We start from the raw sequence: 18278 nt of genomic DNA on the forward strand, positions 1-18278 counted from the left end.
TTACTTGAATGGTAAATCGTCCTCAATACCTTCCGGTATACTCATGAAGCCCTCAGCTCCTGCATTGCCAGGTGCCGGTCTTCCTGCTGGCTGATATCCACCGCCTGATGCCTGTCCGCTTGCAGCCTTGCTCTCAGCAAACTCCTGCTCCTCAACAACAACATCAGTTGTGTACACCTTGTTACCATCCTTATTCGTATAGCTTCCAGTCTGGATTCTACCTGTTATAGCAATCTTCGTTCCCTGCTTCAGGTACTTCTCTGCAAACTCAGCGCTCCTGCCAAATGCAACGCAGCCGATGAAGTCTGCACTCTGGTCGCCATTTCTATTGAATCTTCTGTCTACAGCCAATGTGTATCTTGCAATAGCCATCTGGCCATCACCTGTGTTTGACTGTGAATATCTAACTTCCGGGTCTCTTGTGAGACGACCCATCAATATTACCTTGTTCATTATAGAATACCTCCTATTACTCGGCGTCTAATCTAACGCAAAGATATCTAAGAACTGATTCCATAATACGAATGTTAGCCTCAAGCTGAGCTGGAACTCCAGCCTCTGCATCAAACTGAATGAAGTAGTAGTATGCTTCGCCCATCTTCTGAATCTCGTAAGCAAGCTTCTTGAGTCCACACTCGTTAACTTCTGTAATTGTTGCGTTAGCCTTCTCAATATAAGACTTAACCTTATCAACTACAGCTGTTCTGGCTTCCTCATCAATCTTTGCACTAACAACTAAAGTTAATTCATATTTGTTCATTACATTGCACCTCCTTATGGTCTCTGGCCCACAGTCATCTGTGAGCAAGGAAAATATGATTAATACATCACAAGTTCAGATACTATCATATTTTTCCAGCCAATTCAAGCATTTTTTCTATGATCATCCCAAAAATTCTGTGGCATGCTTTCTCGACCACAAAGGGAACATGCTTCTCTGGCATCTGTAGTTCTCTCTCTGCTCCACGCCCACCGCGCTGAAGAATGTTCTCCACATATCTGTGTAATCATCCTCCATATATTCTGCACTGCCCAGCGTCTCCATCTCCTGATCTGTAAGCCGCCTCACATACATATCCGAATCCACCGGATGCACCACGGCGTAACGTCTGCCATCATCCACTATCAGCCAGTATTCTGACGGCATCCTGTCCGCAAAATGACTGGCGACAAGAAGCGCAACATCGTCCTTTGGTTCTATATGACATACATACACCCGCCCTTGGACAGCAGTGAATCTGGCTATCTCCCTGAATAGATGTGCCTCGTTGCTCACACTCCGCCCAAGCTCCATGATACGCATCACCTCCGGACTTATGAGCATATGTTCCACCTTTCGGCCCTCGGCAAATGCCAGTATCAGATATCTGTACACAGTGTCCAGTGCATCCTCCTGATGCGACAATAGTGCATTGAATACGTTGCGGTACACCAGCCAGGATACCTTCTTCACAGACCGGGTAAACTTCTGCACCTTGTCCGCATCCGGCTCGACATGTATATAGTCAGCGAACATATCCAGTTGTTCCACAGGCTCCTTCATAAGCATCACATGGTCGTGTCCGACCTGCAGTGCCATACTCCACGCCTCATATATGCATGTAGCCATATCGTCATATCTGTCTCTGCATGTGAAAACCTTCATATTGTCCATAACTTCCACCTTCACGTCTTCATTCCTATATCAAATAAAGTCATCTGTCTATACTGTTCATTGCCGTGTGATGCCTGCCAGTTCTCTCCCCGGCTCAGATCCGTCATCTCCCTGACAATGTAATCCCTCTCTATAGGGATCCTGTACATCATACGTCCGCCACACGTTATAAAATAATGTGCTCTCTTAAGCACCACCCCCATCTTCTTCAGATTATCGAAATCCAGACTTCCGTATCTGCGGGCTCTCACTATCCTGCCCGCCGACTTCGGCCCTATGCCGGGAATCCTGAGAAGCAGATCATACGGTGCCGTCTGCACCTCCACCGGGAACTGGTCAAGATGCCTCACTGCCCAGTTGCACTTCGGATCCATTCTCTGATCGAGGTTCGGCTCGTTCTCAGACAATATCTCCTCAGCGTGGAATCCATAATATCTGAGCAGCCAGTCCGCCTGATACAATCTGTGCTCACGGAGCAATGGAACCGCCGTATCCAACGCAGGGAGTGCCGAGTCCTCGTTGATCGGTATATACGCGGAGTAGAACACACGCTTCAGATCGTATCGCTGATACAGTCTCTGGGCTGTGTGTATGAGCGTGTAATCTGACTCTCCGCTGGCTCCAACTATCATCTGTGTGCTCTGTCCCGCCGGGGCAAATGCCTGTCTCCTGTCTGTATCTCCAAACATGACAGGGAGGGGCGAAGAGGCAGCACCGATGTCTCTTTTATCAGAGGTCATTCCATCTGTGAGTGCCTCTGCTGCTGACATCTGCAGAGCACCATGTCTTTCCTGCCCTGCCAGCTCTGCTTTGTATGCAGTCAGATCCTTCTGCAGATTCTTCTCGTTGAATATGCTTCCAGTAAGGTATCTGTTGATACCGCTCCTCTCCATACGCGCAGTCTTGCCCACCGCCAGTCTGTGGGATTCTATAGTGCTGGTCAGCTTGCCCATGGGATCAAGTATGGTGCCAAAACTCTTGTTCGGGGCAAGCTTCTTCAACCCCTCCTCAGTCGGCAGCTCCATATTAACACTTATCCTGTCCGCTAAATATCCCACCATGCTTATAAGCTCATCCGATGCCCCCGGAATGGTCTTCACATGGATATATCCATTGAACCTGTACTTCGTCCTGAGAAGATACAGAGTCTCACACATCCTCTGCATGGTGTATGTCGGATCCCTGAGCACTCCAGAGCTCAGGAACAACCCTTCTATATAATTCCTCTTGTAGAACTCTATGACCAGATCGCACAGCTCCTCCGGTTCAAATGTCGCTCTTGGCACATCATTGCTTCTGCGGTTCAGACAGTACTTGCAGTCATATACACAGTGGTTCGTCATAAGGACCTTAAGCAGCGATATACATCTTCCATCCGCTGCAAAGCTGTGACATATACCACATGATACACTGTTGCCCAGGGCTCCCTTCTGTCCCTTCCTGTCCACTCCACTAGATGTACACGCCACATCATACTTCGCCGCATCCGCCAGTATATTCAGTTTTTCCTTCGTTGTAAGTCCTGTAATTATCTCGTTCATGCATAATATTATACGAACATTTGTTCGGTATTGCAAGAGGTAATTTCTGGTTGCCGGTTAAAGCATAATATTACTTATGGATGGCGCAGACAAAAAAAGACCAGACACACTCTGAACGAATGTATCCGGTCTTCTCTATGCGAAAGGCTCTGGACTATGACAGTTCCTTTCTTCTATATGATCCTAAGCTATATCTTAGAGCTGTGGGCCTGCTGCAACTAATGCCTTACCTGCTGCATTACCCTCGTACTTAGCAAAGTTCTTCTGGAATCTTGCTGCAAGATCCTTAGCCTTTGTCTCCCACTCTGAAGCATCAGCGTATGTGTCACGTGGGTCAAGGATTGCTGGATCTACGCCAGGAAGCTCTGTTGGAACCTCGAAGTCGAACATAGGGATCTTCTTTGTAGGAGCCTCATTGATAGCACCGCTGAGGATTGCATCGATGATTCCTCTTGTATCCTTGATTGAGATTCTCTTGCCTGTTCCATTCCATCCTGTGTTGACAAGGTATGCCTTAGCGCCGCTCTTCTCCATCTTCTTAACAAGCTCCTCTGCATACTTTGTAGGATGCAGCTCGAGGAATGCCTGACCGAAGCAAGCTGAGAATGTAGGTGTTGGCTCTGTGATACCTCTCTCTGTACCAGCAAGCTTTGCTGTGAATCCTGACAGGAAGTAGTACTGTGTCTGCTCTGGTGTAAGGATTGACACTGGAGGAAGTACTCCAAACGCATCTGCTGAAAGGAAGATTACGTTCTTTGCAGCTGGTGCTGATGATATAGGTCTTACAATGTTCTTGATATGATCTATTGGGTAAGATACACGAGTATTCTCTGTTACGCTCTTATCAGTGAAATCGATCTTGCCGTTTGCATCAAGTGTAACGTTCTCAAGAAGAGCGTTTCTCTTGATAGCGTTGTAGATGTCTGGCTCTGAATCCTTGTCAAGGTCGATAACCTTAGCATAGCATCCACCCTCGAAGTTGAATACGCCGTTGTCATCCCAGCCGTGCTCATCATCACCGATGAGGAGACGCTTTGGATCTGTTGAAAGTGTTGTCTTACCTGTTCCTGAAAGGCCGAAGAAGATAGCTGTGTTCTCACCGTTCATATCTGTGTTAGCTGAGCAGTGCATTGAAGCCATTCCCTTAAGTGGAAGGTAGTAGTTCATCATTGAGAACATACCCTTCTTCATCTCTCCGCCGTACCATGTGTTAACTATAACCTGCTCATGGCTTGTGATGTTGAATGCTACACATGTCTCTGAGTTAAGTCCTAACTCCTTGTAGTTCTCAACCTTAGCCTTTGAAGCATTGTACACTACGAAATCTGGCTCGAAGTTCTTAAGCTCTTCCTCAGTTGGCTTGATGAACATGTTTGTTACGAAATGAGCCTGCCAAGCAACCTCAACGATGAAACGGATAGCCATACGAGTATCAGCATTTGCTCCGCAGAATGCATCAACTACGAAAAGTCTCTTGTTTGAGAGCTCCTTCTTTGCAAGATCCTTAACTGATGCCCATGTCTCCTCTGTCATTGGATGGTTATCGTTCTTGTACTCATCTGATGTCCACCATACAGTGTCCTTTGAGTTCTCATCTACTACGATATACTTATCTTTAGGTGAACGGCCTGTATAAATACCAGTCATAACGTTAACTGCGCCGAGCTCACTAACCTGTCCCTTCTCGTATCCCTGAAGGTCAGCCTTTGTCTCTTCCTCGAATAACAATTCATATGAAGGATTGTGTACGATCTCTGTTGTGCCTGTAATGCCATACTTAGTTAAATCAACTGTTGCCATTTTTCTTAACTCCTTTTCTTTAAATGTATTTCATTGATAGGGGCATTCCGCCGTGTCCTGCTGACACCGCGGTTATACCGCACTCAATAATCTGAAAATAAATATGAACATTTACTCTCATATTCAGTTGAAAGTATACCCAATTAGTCAAAATAAATCAATATGATTATTGAGTTTTTTTTGTAGTTTACAGAAACTTCTCAATTATAATCTGAATTTTATATTTATTACTTGCATAACCTAAGACAATGAGCTTCCACGTCTCTTCTCAAGGAATTTTGACTTCACTATCAGAATATCACCTGTCTGTATCTTCAGATCACCTGTCGGCAGTATAGACATATTATCCCTGAGTACCATATATATATTCACACCATACTCCTCCGTAGCCTGGAGTATGGTCCTGCCGCAAAACTTGCTCACATCATCTACGAGCAGTTCTCCAATCTCGTCCACATCAACAACTTTGGACTCCTCGTTGGCATTGTTCTGATACTGCTCTACAAATCCGGCGCTTATGATACCTGTAGGTATCGCTACCAGCAGAACTCCCATAAATGCTATGACTATCGCCATGCATTTGCCCAGCAGCGTGATCGGGTAAATGTCTCCATACCCCACGGTAAGGACTGTCGATACCGCCCACCATATGCCGCTGAAGGCGTTGCTGAACACTCCCGGCTGTGCGGCATGCTCAGTGCTGTACATACACAGGCTGCTCGCCATCATCAGTATAAATATGATGAACATGGACGATATGATCTGTCTGCTCTTTCTCAGCAGGACTATCTTAATTACATTGAAGCTGTCGTACTTTGAATTGATCCTGAAAAGATGGAATATACGGATCACCCTGAGCATCCTGAACGCCACGAAGCCAGACAGAAAGAACACTGGTATGATCGTGAGCAGATCCACAACTCCGTCATATGATATGAGGAACTTTCCTATAGCCTTTCCTCTGGTGCATGTGGGATACAGGAAATCCGCCGTCCATATGCGGAGAATGTACTCAACACAGAATATGCCTGTAGTCACCCACTCGATAACACTCAGCAGCCCATAATATGGTTCAAGCTGATCGTAGGTCTGCAGGAACATCACCGATATGTTCGACAATATGACACCCACTATGAATATGTCAAATGCCCTGCTCGCCAGATTGCTTTTGTCCCCTATCTGTATTATGTCAAATATTTGCTTTTTGAGTTTTGTCTTGTTTACCGCCATTGCTCTCCTCTTATATATCTATTTGTCCTTGAGAATGTCCATCATCTCATCTATCATCTCTTCGTCCTGAAGCCTGAACTTGATCTCCACGCGTCTCGACGCTGCCATGTCCACTGCTTATGATGCCGTTGCTCTCCGTCAGACAGTACTTTGCCACTGAGAACGTTCGCTGCTGTGAAAGTTCAAGATTGTATATGTAGGAACCATTCGTATCCGTGTGTCCCTCTATGATTATCTCCGAAACGTATTCCCTGTAATCATCGCGCAGAAGCACACTGCAGTACTTCGGCAGGAACTGGTTGATGGTAAGCATACACGAATATACCACCCGTTATGGCAAACATACACACACTTATAATCGCCCTATCTCCTATCATAATTAAAAAGAGGCTGTTTTACCAGTTGAAATACTTACTCCTTTACCTGTTATTTACATATTTATGCGGGATTTACATGTTTTTACAAGGCTCTGTGCATACCGCACAAATGGCCATTTTCTTTTTGTGCACTTTGAAAAATGTGTCATAAAATCTTTAAATTTTGAAGATTTTATTTTGCAAAACGTTTTTTTTCTGTACATATTCTGTTCATATTTTGTGTATATACTGAACTCAGTTGTTCAAGAGAAAGTAATTTACTCTTAGTTGTTTAAGTTGTTGTTTAAAAAAGAACCGCCTAGCAATTCAGGTGGTTCTTTTTTTGCGCACAAAATTATCTCTTATTTAGCAAAAAGGCTGAAAAGATACAATTTCTTCAGATTTTGTATCTTTTCAGCCTTTTATTTTGATTTAGAGATAATTTTGTGTGCAGACGAACTCATCCGCCACCAAAAGATCCCAGCATTATAACTCTACACTGCAAATTACTCCGTAGGAAGCTTAGCCTTCTCGAATATCTCAACAACCTTGTCGTCAGGCTTCTTTGTGAGAAGTGATACGACGATAGCTGTAATGAACGCTGCTGCAAATCCAGGAACGATCTCATAAAGTCCTGTTGGTGTTGCAAGGAACTTGTACCAGAGCATGTCAACAGCAAATCCGACTATGATAGAAGCAAGTGCTCCATTGTAATTCAGTCGCTTCCAGTACAGTGACAGAACGATGACCGGTCCAAATGCCGATCCAAATGCGCCCCATGCATTTGACACGAGTGCCATGATACCCTCGCAGTCTGGATTCATCGCTATGGCAAGTGCCACAACTGAGATGATGATGACCACAATTCTTCCTGCCCAGAGCATCTCCTTGTCGGATGCACTCTTTCTGAATATAGGCTTGTACACATCAGACGAAAATGCTGATGATGAAGCAAGGAGCTGTGAATCAGCTGTACTCATGGACGCTGCAAGGATAGCTGAGAGAAGTATACCAGCTACAAGTGCAGGGAACACGCCTCTTACAAGTCTGATGAATACCTGTGAGTTATCTGTAAGTCCACCGCCAAGATACTTAAGGCCGACCATACCAACTACGGATGCCATAACGAGGATGATTCCCGTCCAGCAAGTACCGACTATTCTGGACTTCTTCATCTCCTTCTCTGACTTGATCGAAATGTATCTTATAAGAATATGTGGCATACCCATATATCCAAGTCCCCATGCAAGTCCTGATATGATATTGATCACACTGGTCTTGTCAAATGAACCACTTATAAGGGCATTGTAATAATTGTCTGGAATGACTACATCAGGTGCTATAAAGCCAGCGCCCTGCATGGTGATGACCGCAATGATAGGTGCGATCATGAGAGCTGCAAGCATCAGAAGTCCCTGGAAGAAATCCGTCCAGCACACTGCATTAAAACCACCAAGGAATGTGTACACGATGATGATGACTGCAGCGCCGATCATGGCTGTATTCCTGTCGATGCCCATAACAGTGTTGAACAGAGTACCGCAGGCCGATATACTTGACGCAGCGTATATACAATATGCAACCACAAATATAACTGCACATATTATGAGAAGCAGTTTATTGTCTGACTGAAAACGATTTGTCAGATACTGAGGTATAGTGATCGAATCGTTGTACGCTATCGAAAATCTTCTGAGTCTCGGTGCTATGAATATCCAGGCACATGCTGTTCCGATGAACAGACCAACTGATATCCACATGTTGCTGAGTCCTGTCGCATAGAATGCTCCGGGCAGTCCCATGAGAACCCACGCACTCATATCAGATGCTCCGGCGCTGAGTGCAGCCACCAGACCATTCATATCTCTTCCTCCAAGAAAATAATCCTTCTCTCCGGCATTCCCCTTGGATTTGAAGAAGAAATAAATTCCTACACCGATTACCAGGACAAAATACGCTATAAACGCAATCATCTCGTAAACATTCATTAGTTAATCCACCTTCCATAATAATTATAATTTATCTGCTCCGCACCAACTTTACCACTGCAGTGCAGTATCTCACTGTCAGTGCACATAACAAAGCAAATTCTACACGGAAACTTGCCAAAATGCAAGATTTTTCAGCATTTGGCTATTATAAACTGAGGCCAGCGCTCTCCAGAATAAAAAAGCGGCCCATGGTGGCTTGTCCGGTCATGATCCCGGAAAGCCCACCATCGAGCCGGCTGTTTATATTTGACTACCTGATCTTATAGATTAGAATCCGATATGTCTGTTATCTGTGATTCTCTTTGCCTTGCCCTCTGAACGTGGAATGGTCTTAGGTGGAACCAGCTCAACCTTTGCGCTGATAAGCAGTGTCTGCTTGATATCTGTCTTGATGCGGGATGCAATAGCCGCAAGCTTTGCAGCATCGCCCATATCCACATCTTCCTTGAGCTCTACCTGAACTGTCAGCTTGTCCTGTGAATTCACACGATCAACCACGAGCATATAATGAGTTGAAGCCTCCTCCACACCGAGGAGAACTGACTCTATCTGACTAGGGAATACATTTACACCACGAATTACAAGCATGTCGTCTGTACGGCCTGTGATACGACTCATCTTGACAGTTGTTCTTCCACATGCACATGTGCCGTGTGTAAGTGTACATATATCATGTGTCCTGTATCTGATCATAGGAGTACCAGTCTTAGTAAGAGTTGTAAATACAAGCTCTCCCGGAACTCCGTCCGGAAGCGGTTCTTCTGTGACAGGATCAATAATCTCCGCGAGGACATGATCCTCGTTGATGTGCATTCCATTCTTCTCAAAGCACTCAAATGCAACTCCAGGTCCACCTATCTCAGTTAATCCATATATATCAAATGCATCAAAGTCGAGGAGCTCCTCAAGATGCTGTCTCATCTCCTCAGTCCATGGCTCAGCGCCAAAGCATCCGGACTTAAGCTTAAGTTCGGACGGATCAATACCCATCTCTCTAATCGTCTCTGCAAGATATGTAGCATATGATGGTGTACAACAGAGCATTGTAGCACCAAGCTCTTTCATCATCGTGATCTGTCTCTGTGTATTACCTGATGACATCGGTACCACCATGGCTCCAACCTCGGTAGCCCCCTGATGAGCACCGAGTCCGCCTGTGAACAATCCATAACCGTAAGCTATCTGGATGATATCATCCTCTCCGGCTCCGGCACACCTGAATGCCCTGGCAACCATCTCTGTCCATACATCAATATCATTACGTGTATATCCTGTTACGATAGGCTTTCCTGTGGTTCCTGATGAACCCTGTATTCTGATGATATCCTTCTTGTCCGCAGCAAACAATCCAAATGGGAAATTATCCCTGAGATCTGTCTTCTGTGTAAACGGAAGCTTTGTTATATCATCTATTGTCTCTATATCCTCCGGCTTTACCCCAGCTTCATCCATTCTGGCTCTGTATGCCGGAACATTTGCATATTCAAGTTCTACTGTCTTTCTAAGTCTCTCCCCCTGAAGCTTTCTTCTCTCCTCAGGATCCATACACTCCATCTCTTTATTATAGATGTAATGAATCTTCTTCTGTCTCATAACTTCACTGTCCTCCATAAGATAAATCAAATCAGCATTTGTGCAACCTGCTGATTTTGTATGACACTTTAGCGCGCCAAACAACTAAATTGTACATACATATGTGGGCTGTGTCAAGGAAAAGCCATCAATCGCAGTACATTTTCCGTATATTTTTGAGAGAGCTTCGAATATTTGCGGTCAAATGGCATATTTGCCTGATAGATTACTCTTGCATTCCGGGTTTTCAGGTCGTATATTATTATCTGACAACAAAAAGAGGACGCGGGAGCTTGTAGTACAGGCTGAGAGGAAGGTGTGACCTTCGACCGGAAACCTGATTTGGATAATGCCAACGTAGGGAAGCCTGATAGCAGTCGTTTGTTAAAGTGCAGACTTTATTGGAGTTACCAGATCGGTAACTCTTTTTTTGTGCAGATAAAAGACTTTGGAGGAAAGGGCTATGGTAACAGTGAACGGAAAAGATCTCGACGTTGCCGGGCAGAATCTGGCGGCATTTCTTGAGGAATCCGGCTACAAACCGGTGCGCATAGTTGTTGAGATCAACGAGAAGATCATACCGAGAGAGACATACGCAGACATTACATTTAACGACGGCGACTGTGTGGAGGTCGTTTGTTTCATGGGAGGAGGAGCATTATAATGAAAGAAGACAAGCTGATAATCGGAGGACATGAATTCAATTCAAGATTTATTCTGGGTTCAGGAAAGTATTCCATGAAGCTGATCGAATCAGCTATAAAGGACGCAGGAGCAGAGATCATCACTCTGGCCGTCCGCCGTGCAAATACAAAGGAAGAGGAAAATATTCTCGATTTCATCCCGGAGGGAGTTACTCTCCTGCCAAATACAAGCGGCGCGAGGAACGCCGAGGAGGCCGTGCGCATAGCAAGGCTTGCAAGGGCTCTGGGCTGTGGAGACTTCGTCAAGGTGGAGATCATGCGCGACAGCAAATATCTCCTTCCCGACAACCAGGAAACGATAAAGGCAACCGAGGCACTGGCAAATGAAGGATTTGTGGTACTGCCTTACATGTACCCGGACCTGAATGCCGCCCGTGATCTGGTAAATGCGGGAGCCGCAGCGGTCATGCCACTGGCATCACCTATAGGTTCCAACAAAGGACTAGCTACCAAAGACTTCATCCAGATCCTCATCGACGAGATCGAACTTCCGATCATAGTTGACGCCGGTATCGGAAGGCCATCCCAGGCATGTGAAGCCATGGAGATGGGCGCTGCCGCCATCATGGCAAACACTGCCCTCGCCACAGCCGGAAATCTGCCACTCATGGCATCGGCATTCAAGGACGCGATAAATTCAGGCCGAAAGGCTTATCTGGCAGGTCTTGGAAGAGTTCTCACCAGAGGGGCATCCGCGTCAGATCCACTGACCGGATTCCTGCATGACTAAGGGGGTGCACTCATATGGAAAACCACTTTCTGATAGACTCGGAATATCTTTCGCCGGAAGCGCTGGAGATCAAGCACCGTCTGGAGACAGATCCATCGTCAAGGAAAAGCCATATGGAATACCTTCCGGGCATGGAGGTTATTGAATCTGACATCCGTAGCAAGGTCATGGAGCACATGAACAGCTACGACTACAGCAGTTACACAGGCAGAGACGTCATGGCTGCCCTTGAACACGAGACGTGCAGCATAGAGGACTTCAAGGCTCTGCTCTCCCCCGCCGCCGAACCATTTCTTGAGATGATGGCGCAGCGCGCAAGCCGCGAGACAAGCAGGCACTTCGGCAACACGGTCTACATGTTCACGCCGCTCTACATAGCCAACTACTGTGAGAACTACTGCGTATACTGCGGCTTCAACTGCTACAATCACATCAACAGAATGAAGCTCTCAGCAGAGCAGATCGAGAAGGAAATGAAGGTCATCGCCGACAGCGGTATGGAAGAGATCCTTATACTGACCGGCGAGAGCCGCAGCCAGAGTGACGTAACGTATATCGGCGAGGCATGCAAGCTTGCAAGGAAATACTTCCGCATGGTAGGCCTTGAAATATATCCGGTGAACACCGATGAGTACCGCTACCTCCATGAGTGCGGTGCGGACTATGTGACAGTGTTCCAGGAGACCTACGACGCAGACAAATACGAGACTCTTCACCTGATGGGTCACAAGAGAGTATGGCCATACCGTTTCGACTCGCAGGAGCGCGCCCTCATGGGCGGAATGCGGGGCGTTGCATTCTCAGCACTGTTAGGGCTCTCCGACTTCCGCAAGGATGCACTGGCAACAGCCCTTCACGCGTATTTTCTCCAGAGAAAATACCCACACGCAGAGATGTCACTCTCCTGTCCAAGACTGAGACCGATCATCAACAACGATCAGATCAATCCTCTGGACGTACACGAGAAGCAGCTCTGCCAGATACTGTGCGCATACAGGATATTCCTGCCATTTGCCGGAATAACGGTATCTTCAAGGGAGAGTGCAGACTTCAGGAACGGCATAGTGAAGATCGCAGCGACCAAGGTATCGGCGGGCGTGTCAACCGGAATCGGCGATCACGAAAGCAAATACAGCGGCAAGACTTCCTGCAGTGAACAGGGCGACGAGCAGTTCGAGATCAACGACAACAGAAGTCTTGAGCATATGTATTCAGACATAGAGGGCGAGGGACTGCAGCCCGTACTCAATGACTATCTGTATGTGTAACAATTTTAGAAAGGACTTTGAAATGTATACATTTGATCCTACTTTATATTTTATAACCGACAGCACAGGTCTGTCCGAGGAAGAATTCTTATATAGAGTGGAGCGTGCCCTCGATGGCGGTGCGACACTCATGCAGCTTAGAGAAAAGGAAAGAACTACCCGTGAGTACATACATCTTGCGGACAAGGTGCACTCCATTGCGCGCCGCTACAACGTGCCACTCATCATAGATGACCGGGTAGATGTGGCTCTGGCGGCGGACTCCGAGGGTGTCCATGTGGGACAGACCGACATGCCTGTCTCCATTGCCAGAAAACTCATGGGGCCCGACCGCATCGTGGGTGCAACCACCAAGACTGTTCCTCAGGCCGTGGAGGCGTATGAACAGGGAGCTGATTATCTGGGAGTTGGAGCCATCTACCCAACCACCACCAAGGTCAAGACAGTGCTCACATCCACGGATACACTGAGAGACATTTGCAAGGCAGTTCCCATCCCGGTAAATGCCATCGGAGGACTCAATCCGACCAACCTGGATGTCCTCTCGGGCATACCTATCGCCGGCATCTGTGTGGTGTCCGCCATAATGAAAGCTGACAATCCAAAGGATACTGCCAGCCGTCTATTGGCATTATCCAAGCAGTTACAGTCAAAAATCTCTCTCAAATAAGCAAAAATTGCAAAAATACGCAACTTATTTTCATTTTAATGAAAAGAAAGGTTGCAATTAAATGATTTTGCAATTACAATCAATACAAAGTGTAACTATTTTTTTGTATGAGGTGGTTTTAATGGAAAACGTATTAAACAGCATATATTCCAACAGTATTATGGTTCAGGATCAAAGTAATGATACCGCAAAGGAAGCAGCAGTTGAGGCTGTACATGCAAGAGTCGTTGCAAAGCCGAACTTCATCAGAGGTTCCGTGGAGCTGCTCGTACTCTATCTGCTCAGCCAGAAAGATTATTACGGCTACGAGCTGTCACAGCTCATGGACTCACTGTCAGACGGCGTGATAAAGATTCCTATCGGTTCTCTCTATCCTGCACTGTACAAATTGATTGAATACGGTTTCATCTCCGATCACAAAGAGCAGGTTGGAAAGAGAATGACCAGAGTATATTATCATCTGGAGCAGCCTGGATTCCAGCGTATGCATATTCTTATAACTGAGTATACAAAGGTTCACAAGGCTATTTCATCCATACTTGACTATACTCCAGAGCCTGAGAAGAAATAATTTCTTTCAGATTAAAAATACCGTTGTCCATATTTTTTATGAACAACGGTATTTTTTTATTTTACTATTCTGTACTTCTTTGAAACTGTACCCTTATACCTTCCGGAAAACTTTATCTTCACCGTATATGTTCCGGCTTTCTTTCTCGCCTTAGGGTATGTCACCTTGTAGTATTTTGATGATATTATCTTACCATCGCTATCCTTCACAGTCACCTTAGGTGTCTTTGTCTTACCATCATACTTATATCTCGTCTGTGATAATGTAACTCTCTTTATCTTCTTGACAACGATATACTTCTTCTGGCCGCATTTTCTGCATGTATGTAACACCTTGCCATCGTTTCTGGTAGTTGCTGTTTTTACTACCTTGCCGGAATATACATGCGCACATTTCCCTGTTACGGTTACCGTATATGATGCCGAACGCGATCCAACTGTGGCTGTGATCTTCACAGTTCCCTTTCTGAGACCTGTTACCACTCCTGTAGATGACACCTTTGCAATAGCGGAATTCGATGTTTTCCACTTAGCTCCCGCAAGTACCTTATACGATGTACTTCCATACTGTCCAAGGACTGCCTTGAGTGTGAGGGTTATCTTCTGTCCCTCCTGCACGTTCTTATTTCCGGTCATCTTAACCGATGTGATATTGTCCTTCTGCACCTCCACCGTAACATCGCTCTCACCAGTGGACTTAGCCATAGTCTCAGCCTGACTGCCGCTTCCCATGAACTGGGCTGCAGTTGTGTTCGGATAAGATGCATTCTTATTTATAAATGTACCAACACCCACATACCTGTTTGCTGGATTTATCATGGATGTGTAATGTCCGGTCACCGCTCCAGGAGTTCCCTTCACATAGGCATCCTTCTCGCTGTACCACTGCTCAATACCCATGAGCATGCTCTCTGACCAGTTCCACGCAAGCACCTCGGAAGTCGGCCAGCCATTTCCCGGATATTTGAAATCAAATACAGACTTTCCGTTGAGTCTTGAGTGATACATTGTAACACTCGCCTCCGCAGCTCTGATCCTTGCTATCTTCTCAAGTCCTGCCGACCACTTGATCGGCACATAGTCGTCAAGCGTCAATTTCCGTCCATCAATCTTAACGCCCTGCTTACATGCTTCATAACGGATCTGATTGATCCTCTTCACTGCAGCCGAAGCCTCCGACACATACTTGCCCTTCATTGCTATAAACACGCAATTGGCAGATGGTTTTGTCACATCCGCAGGTATTGTCGCCGCTTCAGCACTTGTTCCTCCCGGCACGATCACTGACAATCCAACTGCAACTGCGATCGCCAGAGCCATTATCCGGTGTAACAACTTCTTCTTTTGTACTCCCATAGTTTGAATTTGTCCTCCTCTTATAATATGTATCAGCCTATTGATATTATTATAACTCATTATGGGATTTATTGCATGCCTATTTGCTAAACAATACAGTATATCGCATTAATCTATGTACTCAGGCATTATGTTTTCGCCTATAACACAATCTAACATTTCTTCTATTGTATTTCCATACTTTACAAGGCAACCATCAGTATACCCATAAAACACATTATCTCCAGTACATAAAATTAGCATATTTCCGTTATCATTTTCGCCTATTGGAATTACTGTATTAATACCTTCTATGTCATATTCATCTTCTAAATATTCTAAACTTTCTTTATACAGATTTTTTCCAATTGCTTTTAAAGGATTAAAATTTTTATGAACTATATCTTTAAATATTTCATTTCTATTTTCCAATTCAAATTCTAATAATCCATATTGTTTTAAAAAAAATATATTTTTATCAGTTAATAAAAAACCTCTGCTATTAAGAGTATCTATTACTTCGTCAACATCTATTTGTCTTTCTAACGACCATCCCGCATCTATCAATCTTTCTTTTGTGTTTGCATTCATTATCAAATTATTCCTTCCTACTTATTAGCAGATTTGAAATATTCCATTCCTTATATTTTTCACCCATTGAAATGTTGTTTCTTTCACAGATTCATGTCTAATTAAAAATCAAATCCAACTATTGTCATCTAATCACTACTCTCTTTTGATTTAAGAAAATCTATTGTCATTTTTACAATCTTATATGAAGGCAAAATTGAAAATTCATAACTTACCTCATTTTAATCTAATAATTTAAAAAAAATATTTTATAGTAAACATTTCGAATTCTTAATTTCCATCATTTCTTCTTGATTCAAATTTTTAAATTCTATCCCAACGAAATCATCGTCTAGAACCAATACATTATTTAAATCATTAATCCTATATGCATTTAGAACACGCTCTTCAATATCATCTCTTAATATTAAAATTGCATTTTCTGACTTCCAAAATTTAAATTTCCCATCTAAGGTAACATTCATATTGTTCTCATTGAAATCCTTATTACACATACTAATTCCCATACCCTCATTTATAATTACGGGAATATCACTAATATTATTAATTATTTCATCTTGAACAAAATAGCTGACATACTCTATCATTCCATCTTCCGGATTAATTGCTATGTCCAACGGAGGCTTGCGCTTATCCTCATAAAACAAATGGTAGTTTTGTCCTATTCTTTTATCAACAACTGATATTTCAAATAAAACAAGCCCCTCTCCCATACATTCTATTTTTCGAATATATTTTTTGTTATTAAATACTTTTTCAAATTTCACCTTTTTCGCCCCTCTAATTGATCATCCCTGCTTTATCAACTTTCAGTGGAATATAACTATATTTATTTAGCTGTGAATTAACTTTTGCTACCACGCTCGCTATAATATACTTGCCATTTATCTTCCTTTGCAATATATTTTTAATTCAAAGACTGTGATTTATTTTTTAGGTTATGTGCCTTAAGTGGAAACATAATTAGATAAAATACTTTTTACTTTGTAAATTTTTTATAATATTCATTATCTTTATAAGATTGTTCAATTTGATAAAACAAATCAACATCCTTCTCATCTGACCACACATCAAATCCAACATATTGAGAAGTACGATATTGGATACAAATATTATATTCTTCGATCCGAAACTCTCTTGACTTTTCTGTTTTGGTTAAATAAATATGCAAATCTTTCTTTAATGGATATTCTTTACCTTCATAATACATTATTGGTCCATTATCTGTAGGATATAATGCAAAAAAAATATTCTCCTCTTTGAAATATTTCCCTGTAAAATACGGCATTTGTTTTTTTCCATTATTATATTCTCTTTCTCCAGTAATTCTATTCAACATACAATGCTCATGTATTTCTATATTTGATAATTCAACAACTGCATCAATCATACTATTGTCTCATTAGTTTACTGAATATGTTCTTAAATTACTCTCCTGTTTGTTCCTGTACTAATTGCAAAACAAAATCCCCAAAATCTTCTGCTAATATTTCAACGACTTCATATTCCTCACCATCGTAAGACGCCATTATAACTCTGGGCTCCTTTTGCTTATTTAGGTGGGAATAATCCAAGTACGCCATACTGCCATCATCAAAATCATATATCGGAATCCACTCCTCAGGCAAACTATATTCATCCCTGTCATTCAGCGCATAAGCAACAGAATTTCCTTCCAATATTCCAGAATCATCATCTGGGTCAATTCCAAAAATTTCGCTGCCATAGAAGGATAAGTATCCATATTTTTCATAAAATTCTCTACATTGATTCGAAAATTTTATATTAAGTATTTGCTCTGACTTTCTGATTTCTTCTTCACTTTTTCCACCTGCTGTAGTATAAAATTTACATTTGGGTGCCAACTCCATTGCCTTAATAAAATTTGTGTAACTCATATATACCTCCGCATCATAATATTTTATAGCTCGACATCATCTTTCTGCGATACCCCCCCTCTCCTTTACATTATTGTCTAACAATAGTATTGCATCATCAATTATTTTTTGTCAACAGCCGTTTAGTTTTTCTTAGTTCATTTATAAAAATGTCCATTCTATATATATCATTTGATTGTTATTCCAAGTCCTTTTTCTTGCCGCTGTACTTGTTCCCCAAAAACCATAGCCCTTTCTTTGAACTTCCTGTATTATACTCTCAATTTGCTCTTCTAGAAGTTCTTCGTGCTCATGTGGCGGCTTCCAAAATTTCATTGTATCTCTTGTATGATTATTTAGAAGCTAATAATCATTCATTCCTTTCATTT

20 protein-coding genes and 1 riboswitch are annotated in these 18278 nt (G+C 43.4%); of the genes, 5 read left to right on the forward strand and 15 right to left on the reverse strand.

Going from position 1 to position 18278, the window contains the following annotated elements:
• The 9 genes from DWW70_RS04865 to DWW70_RS04905 all read right to left on the reverse strand — a co-directional run bounded on the left by DWW70_RS04865 (nucleotide 1) and on the right by DWW70_RS04905 (nucleotide 10165).
• On the reverse strand, nucleotides 1-453 hold the full coding sequence (locus tag DWW70_RS04865; protein WP_022216615.1) for a single-stranded DNA-binding protein: 453 nt from the start codon (nucleotides 451-453) through the stop codon (nucleotides 1-3).
• Between the two features lie 16 nt (nucleotides 454-469).
• Complete coding sequence (gene rpsF / locus DWW70_RS04870) at nucleotides 470-760, reverse strand: 30S ribosomal protein S6 (RefSeq protein ID WP_015533308.1); 291 nt, start codon at nucleotides 758-760, stop codon at nucleotides 470-472.
• A gap of 123 nt (nucleotides 761-883) precedes the next feature.
• A complete protein-coding gene (locus tag DWW70_RS04875; protein ID WP_022216616.1) occupies nucleotides 884-1654 on the reverse strand; it encodes a TIGR03915 family putative DNA repair protein in 771 nt (256 codons plus the stop codon).
• 11 nt (nucleotides 1655-1665) lie between these two features.
• Nucleotides 1666-3195, reverse strand: coding sequence for a putative DNA modification/repair radical SAM protein (locus DWW70_RS04880; protein ID WP_022216617.1), 1530 nt, complete (start codon nucleotides 3193-3195; stop codon nucleotides 1666-1668).
• Between the two features lie 195 nt (nucleotides 3196-3390).
• Entirely contained in the window at nucleotides 3391-4995 is a 1605-nt protein-coding gene (gene pckA, locus DWW70_RS04885; protein WP_004849399.1) for a phosphoenolpyruvate carboxykinase (ATP), read from the reverse strand.
• Nucleotides 4996-5235: 240 nt separating this feature from the next.
• Nucleotides 5236-6225, reverse strand: coding sequence for an ion transporter (locus DWW70_RS04890; protein WP_118649320.1), 990 nt, complete (start codon nucleotides 6223-6225; stop codon nucleotides 5236-5238).
• A 46-nt stretch (nucleotides 6226-6271) separates the two neighbouring features.
• Nucleotides 6272-6538 carry an OmpA family protein gene (locus DWW70_RS04895; protein WP_015533311.1) on the reverse strand — a complete coding sequence of 89 codons (267 nt, stop codon included), beginning with the start codon at nucleotides 6536-6538 and terminating at the stop codon, nucleotides 6272-6274.
• Between the two features lie 549 nt (nucleotides 6539-7087).
• Nucleotides 7088-8569, reverse strand: a complete 1482-nt coding sequence (gene putP, locus DWW70_RS04900) for a sodium/proline symporter PutP (protein ID WP_015533312.1) — start codon at nucleotides 8567-8569, stop codon at nucleotides 7088-7090.
• Nucleotides 8570-8839: 270 nt separating this feature from the next.
• On the reverse strand, nucleotides 8840-10165 hold the full coding sequence (locus tag DWW70_RS04905; protein WP_118649321.1) for a phenylacetate--CoA ligase family protein: 1326 nt from the start codon (nucleotides 10163-10165) through the stop codon (nucleotides 8840-8842).
• Between the two features lie 254 nt (nucleotides 10166-10419).
• A riboswitch (TPP riboswitch) is annotated at nucleotides 10420-10525 on the forward strand.
• Between the two features lie 82 nt (nucleotides 10526-10607).
• Here DWW70_RS04905 and thiS point away from each other — a divergent pair.
• From thiS to DWW70_RS04930, 5 genes are all read left to right on the forward strand, one after another.
• Nucleotides 10608-10808 (forward strand): sulfur carrier protein ThiS, encoded by a 201-nt coding sequence (thiS, locus tag DWW70_RS04910; protein WP_118649322.1) that lies wholly within the window; start codon nucleotides 10608-10610, stop codon nucleotides 10806-10808.
• Complete coding sequence (locus tag DWW70_RS04915; RefSeq protein WP_015533315.1) at nucleotides 10808-11578, forward strand: thiazole synthase; 771 nt, start codon at nucleotides 10808-10810, stop codon at nucleotides 11576-11578. The genes thiS and DWW70_RS04915 overlap by 1 nt, the downstream gene beginning before the upstream one ends.
• 14 nt (nucleotides 11579-11592) lie before the next feature.
• Entirely contained in the window at nucleotides 11593-12846 is a 1254-nt protein-coding gene (gene thiH / locus DWW70_RS04920; protein WP_055143820.1) for a 2-iminoacetate synthase ThiH, read from the forward strand.
• Between the two features lie 22 nt (nucleotides 12847-12868).
• On the forward strand, nucleotides 12869-13516 hold the full coding sequence (thiE, locus tag DWW70_RS04925) for a thiamine phosphate synthase (protein WP_118649346.1): 648 nt from the start codon (nucleotides 12869-12871) through the stop codon (nucleotides 13514-13516).
• 121 nt (nucleotides 13517-13637) lie between these two features.
• On the forward strand, nucleotides 13638-14087 hold the full coding sequence (locus DWW70_RS04930) for a PadR family transcriptional regulator (RefSeq protein ID WP_015533318.1): 450 nt from the start codon (nucleotides 13638-13640) through the stop codon (nucleotides 14085-14087).
• Between the two features lie 56 nt (nucleotides 14088-14143).
• Here the strand turns inward: DWW70_RS04930 and DWW70_RS04935 are convergent, their stop codons facing one another.
• The 6 genes from DWW70_RS04935 to DWW70_RS14815 form a co-directional block, all read right to left on the reverse strand.
• A complete protein-coding gene (locus DWW70_RS04935) occupies nucleotides 14144-15442 on the reverse strand; it encodes a CAP domain-containing protein (protein ID WP_117548540.1) in 1299 nt (432 codons plus the stop codon).
• A gap of 108 nt (nucleotides 15443-15550) precedes the next feature.
• Nucleotides 15551-16012 carry an SUKH-3 domain-containing protein gene (locus tag DWW70_RS04940; protein WP_118649347.1) on the reverse strand — a complete coding sequence of 154 codons (462 nt, stop codon included), beginning with the start codon at nucleotides 16010-16012 and terminating at the stop codon, nucleotides 15551-15553.
• Nucleotides 16013-16260: 248 nt separating this feature from the next.
• The gene (locus DWW70_RS04945) at nucleotides 16261-16779 is read right to left on the reverse strand and encodes a hypothetical protein (protein WP_118649324.1); all 519 of its coding nucleotides are present in this window, start codon (nucleotides 16777-16779) and stop codon (nucleotides 16261-16263) included.
• Nucleotides 16780-16991: 212 nt separating this feature from the next.
• Nucleotides 16992-17402, reverse strand: coding sequence for a hypothetical protein (locus tag DWW70_RS04950; RefSeq protein ID WP_118649325.1), 411 nt, complete (start codon nucleotides 17400-17402; stop codon nucleotides 16992-16994).
• A gap of 37 nt (nucleotides 17403-17439) precedes the next feature.
• Nucleotides 17440-17910: an SMI1/KNR4 family protein gene (locus DWW70_RS04955; RefSeq protein ID WP_118016795.1), complete on the reverse strand. Its 471-nt coding sequence runs from the start codon at nucleotides 17908-17910 to the stop codon at nucleotides 17440-17442.
• A gap of 141 nt (nucleotides 17911-18051) precedes the next feature.
• Complete coding sequence (locus DWW70_RS14815; protein ID WP_158564578.1) at nucleotides 18052-18225, reverse strand: hypothetical protein; 174 nt, start codon at nucleotides 18223-18225, stop codon at nucleotides 18052-18054.
• Nucleotides 18226-18278: the final 53 nt, after the last annotated feature.

This window comes from Coprococcus sp. AF16-5 (assembly GCF_003479365.1).
GTDB classification, from domain to species: Bacteria; Bacillota; Clostridia; order Lachnospirales; family Lachnospiraceae; genus Coprococcus; species Coprococcus aceti.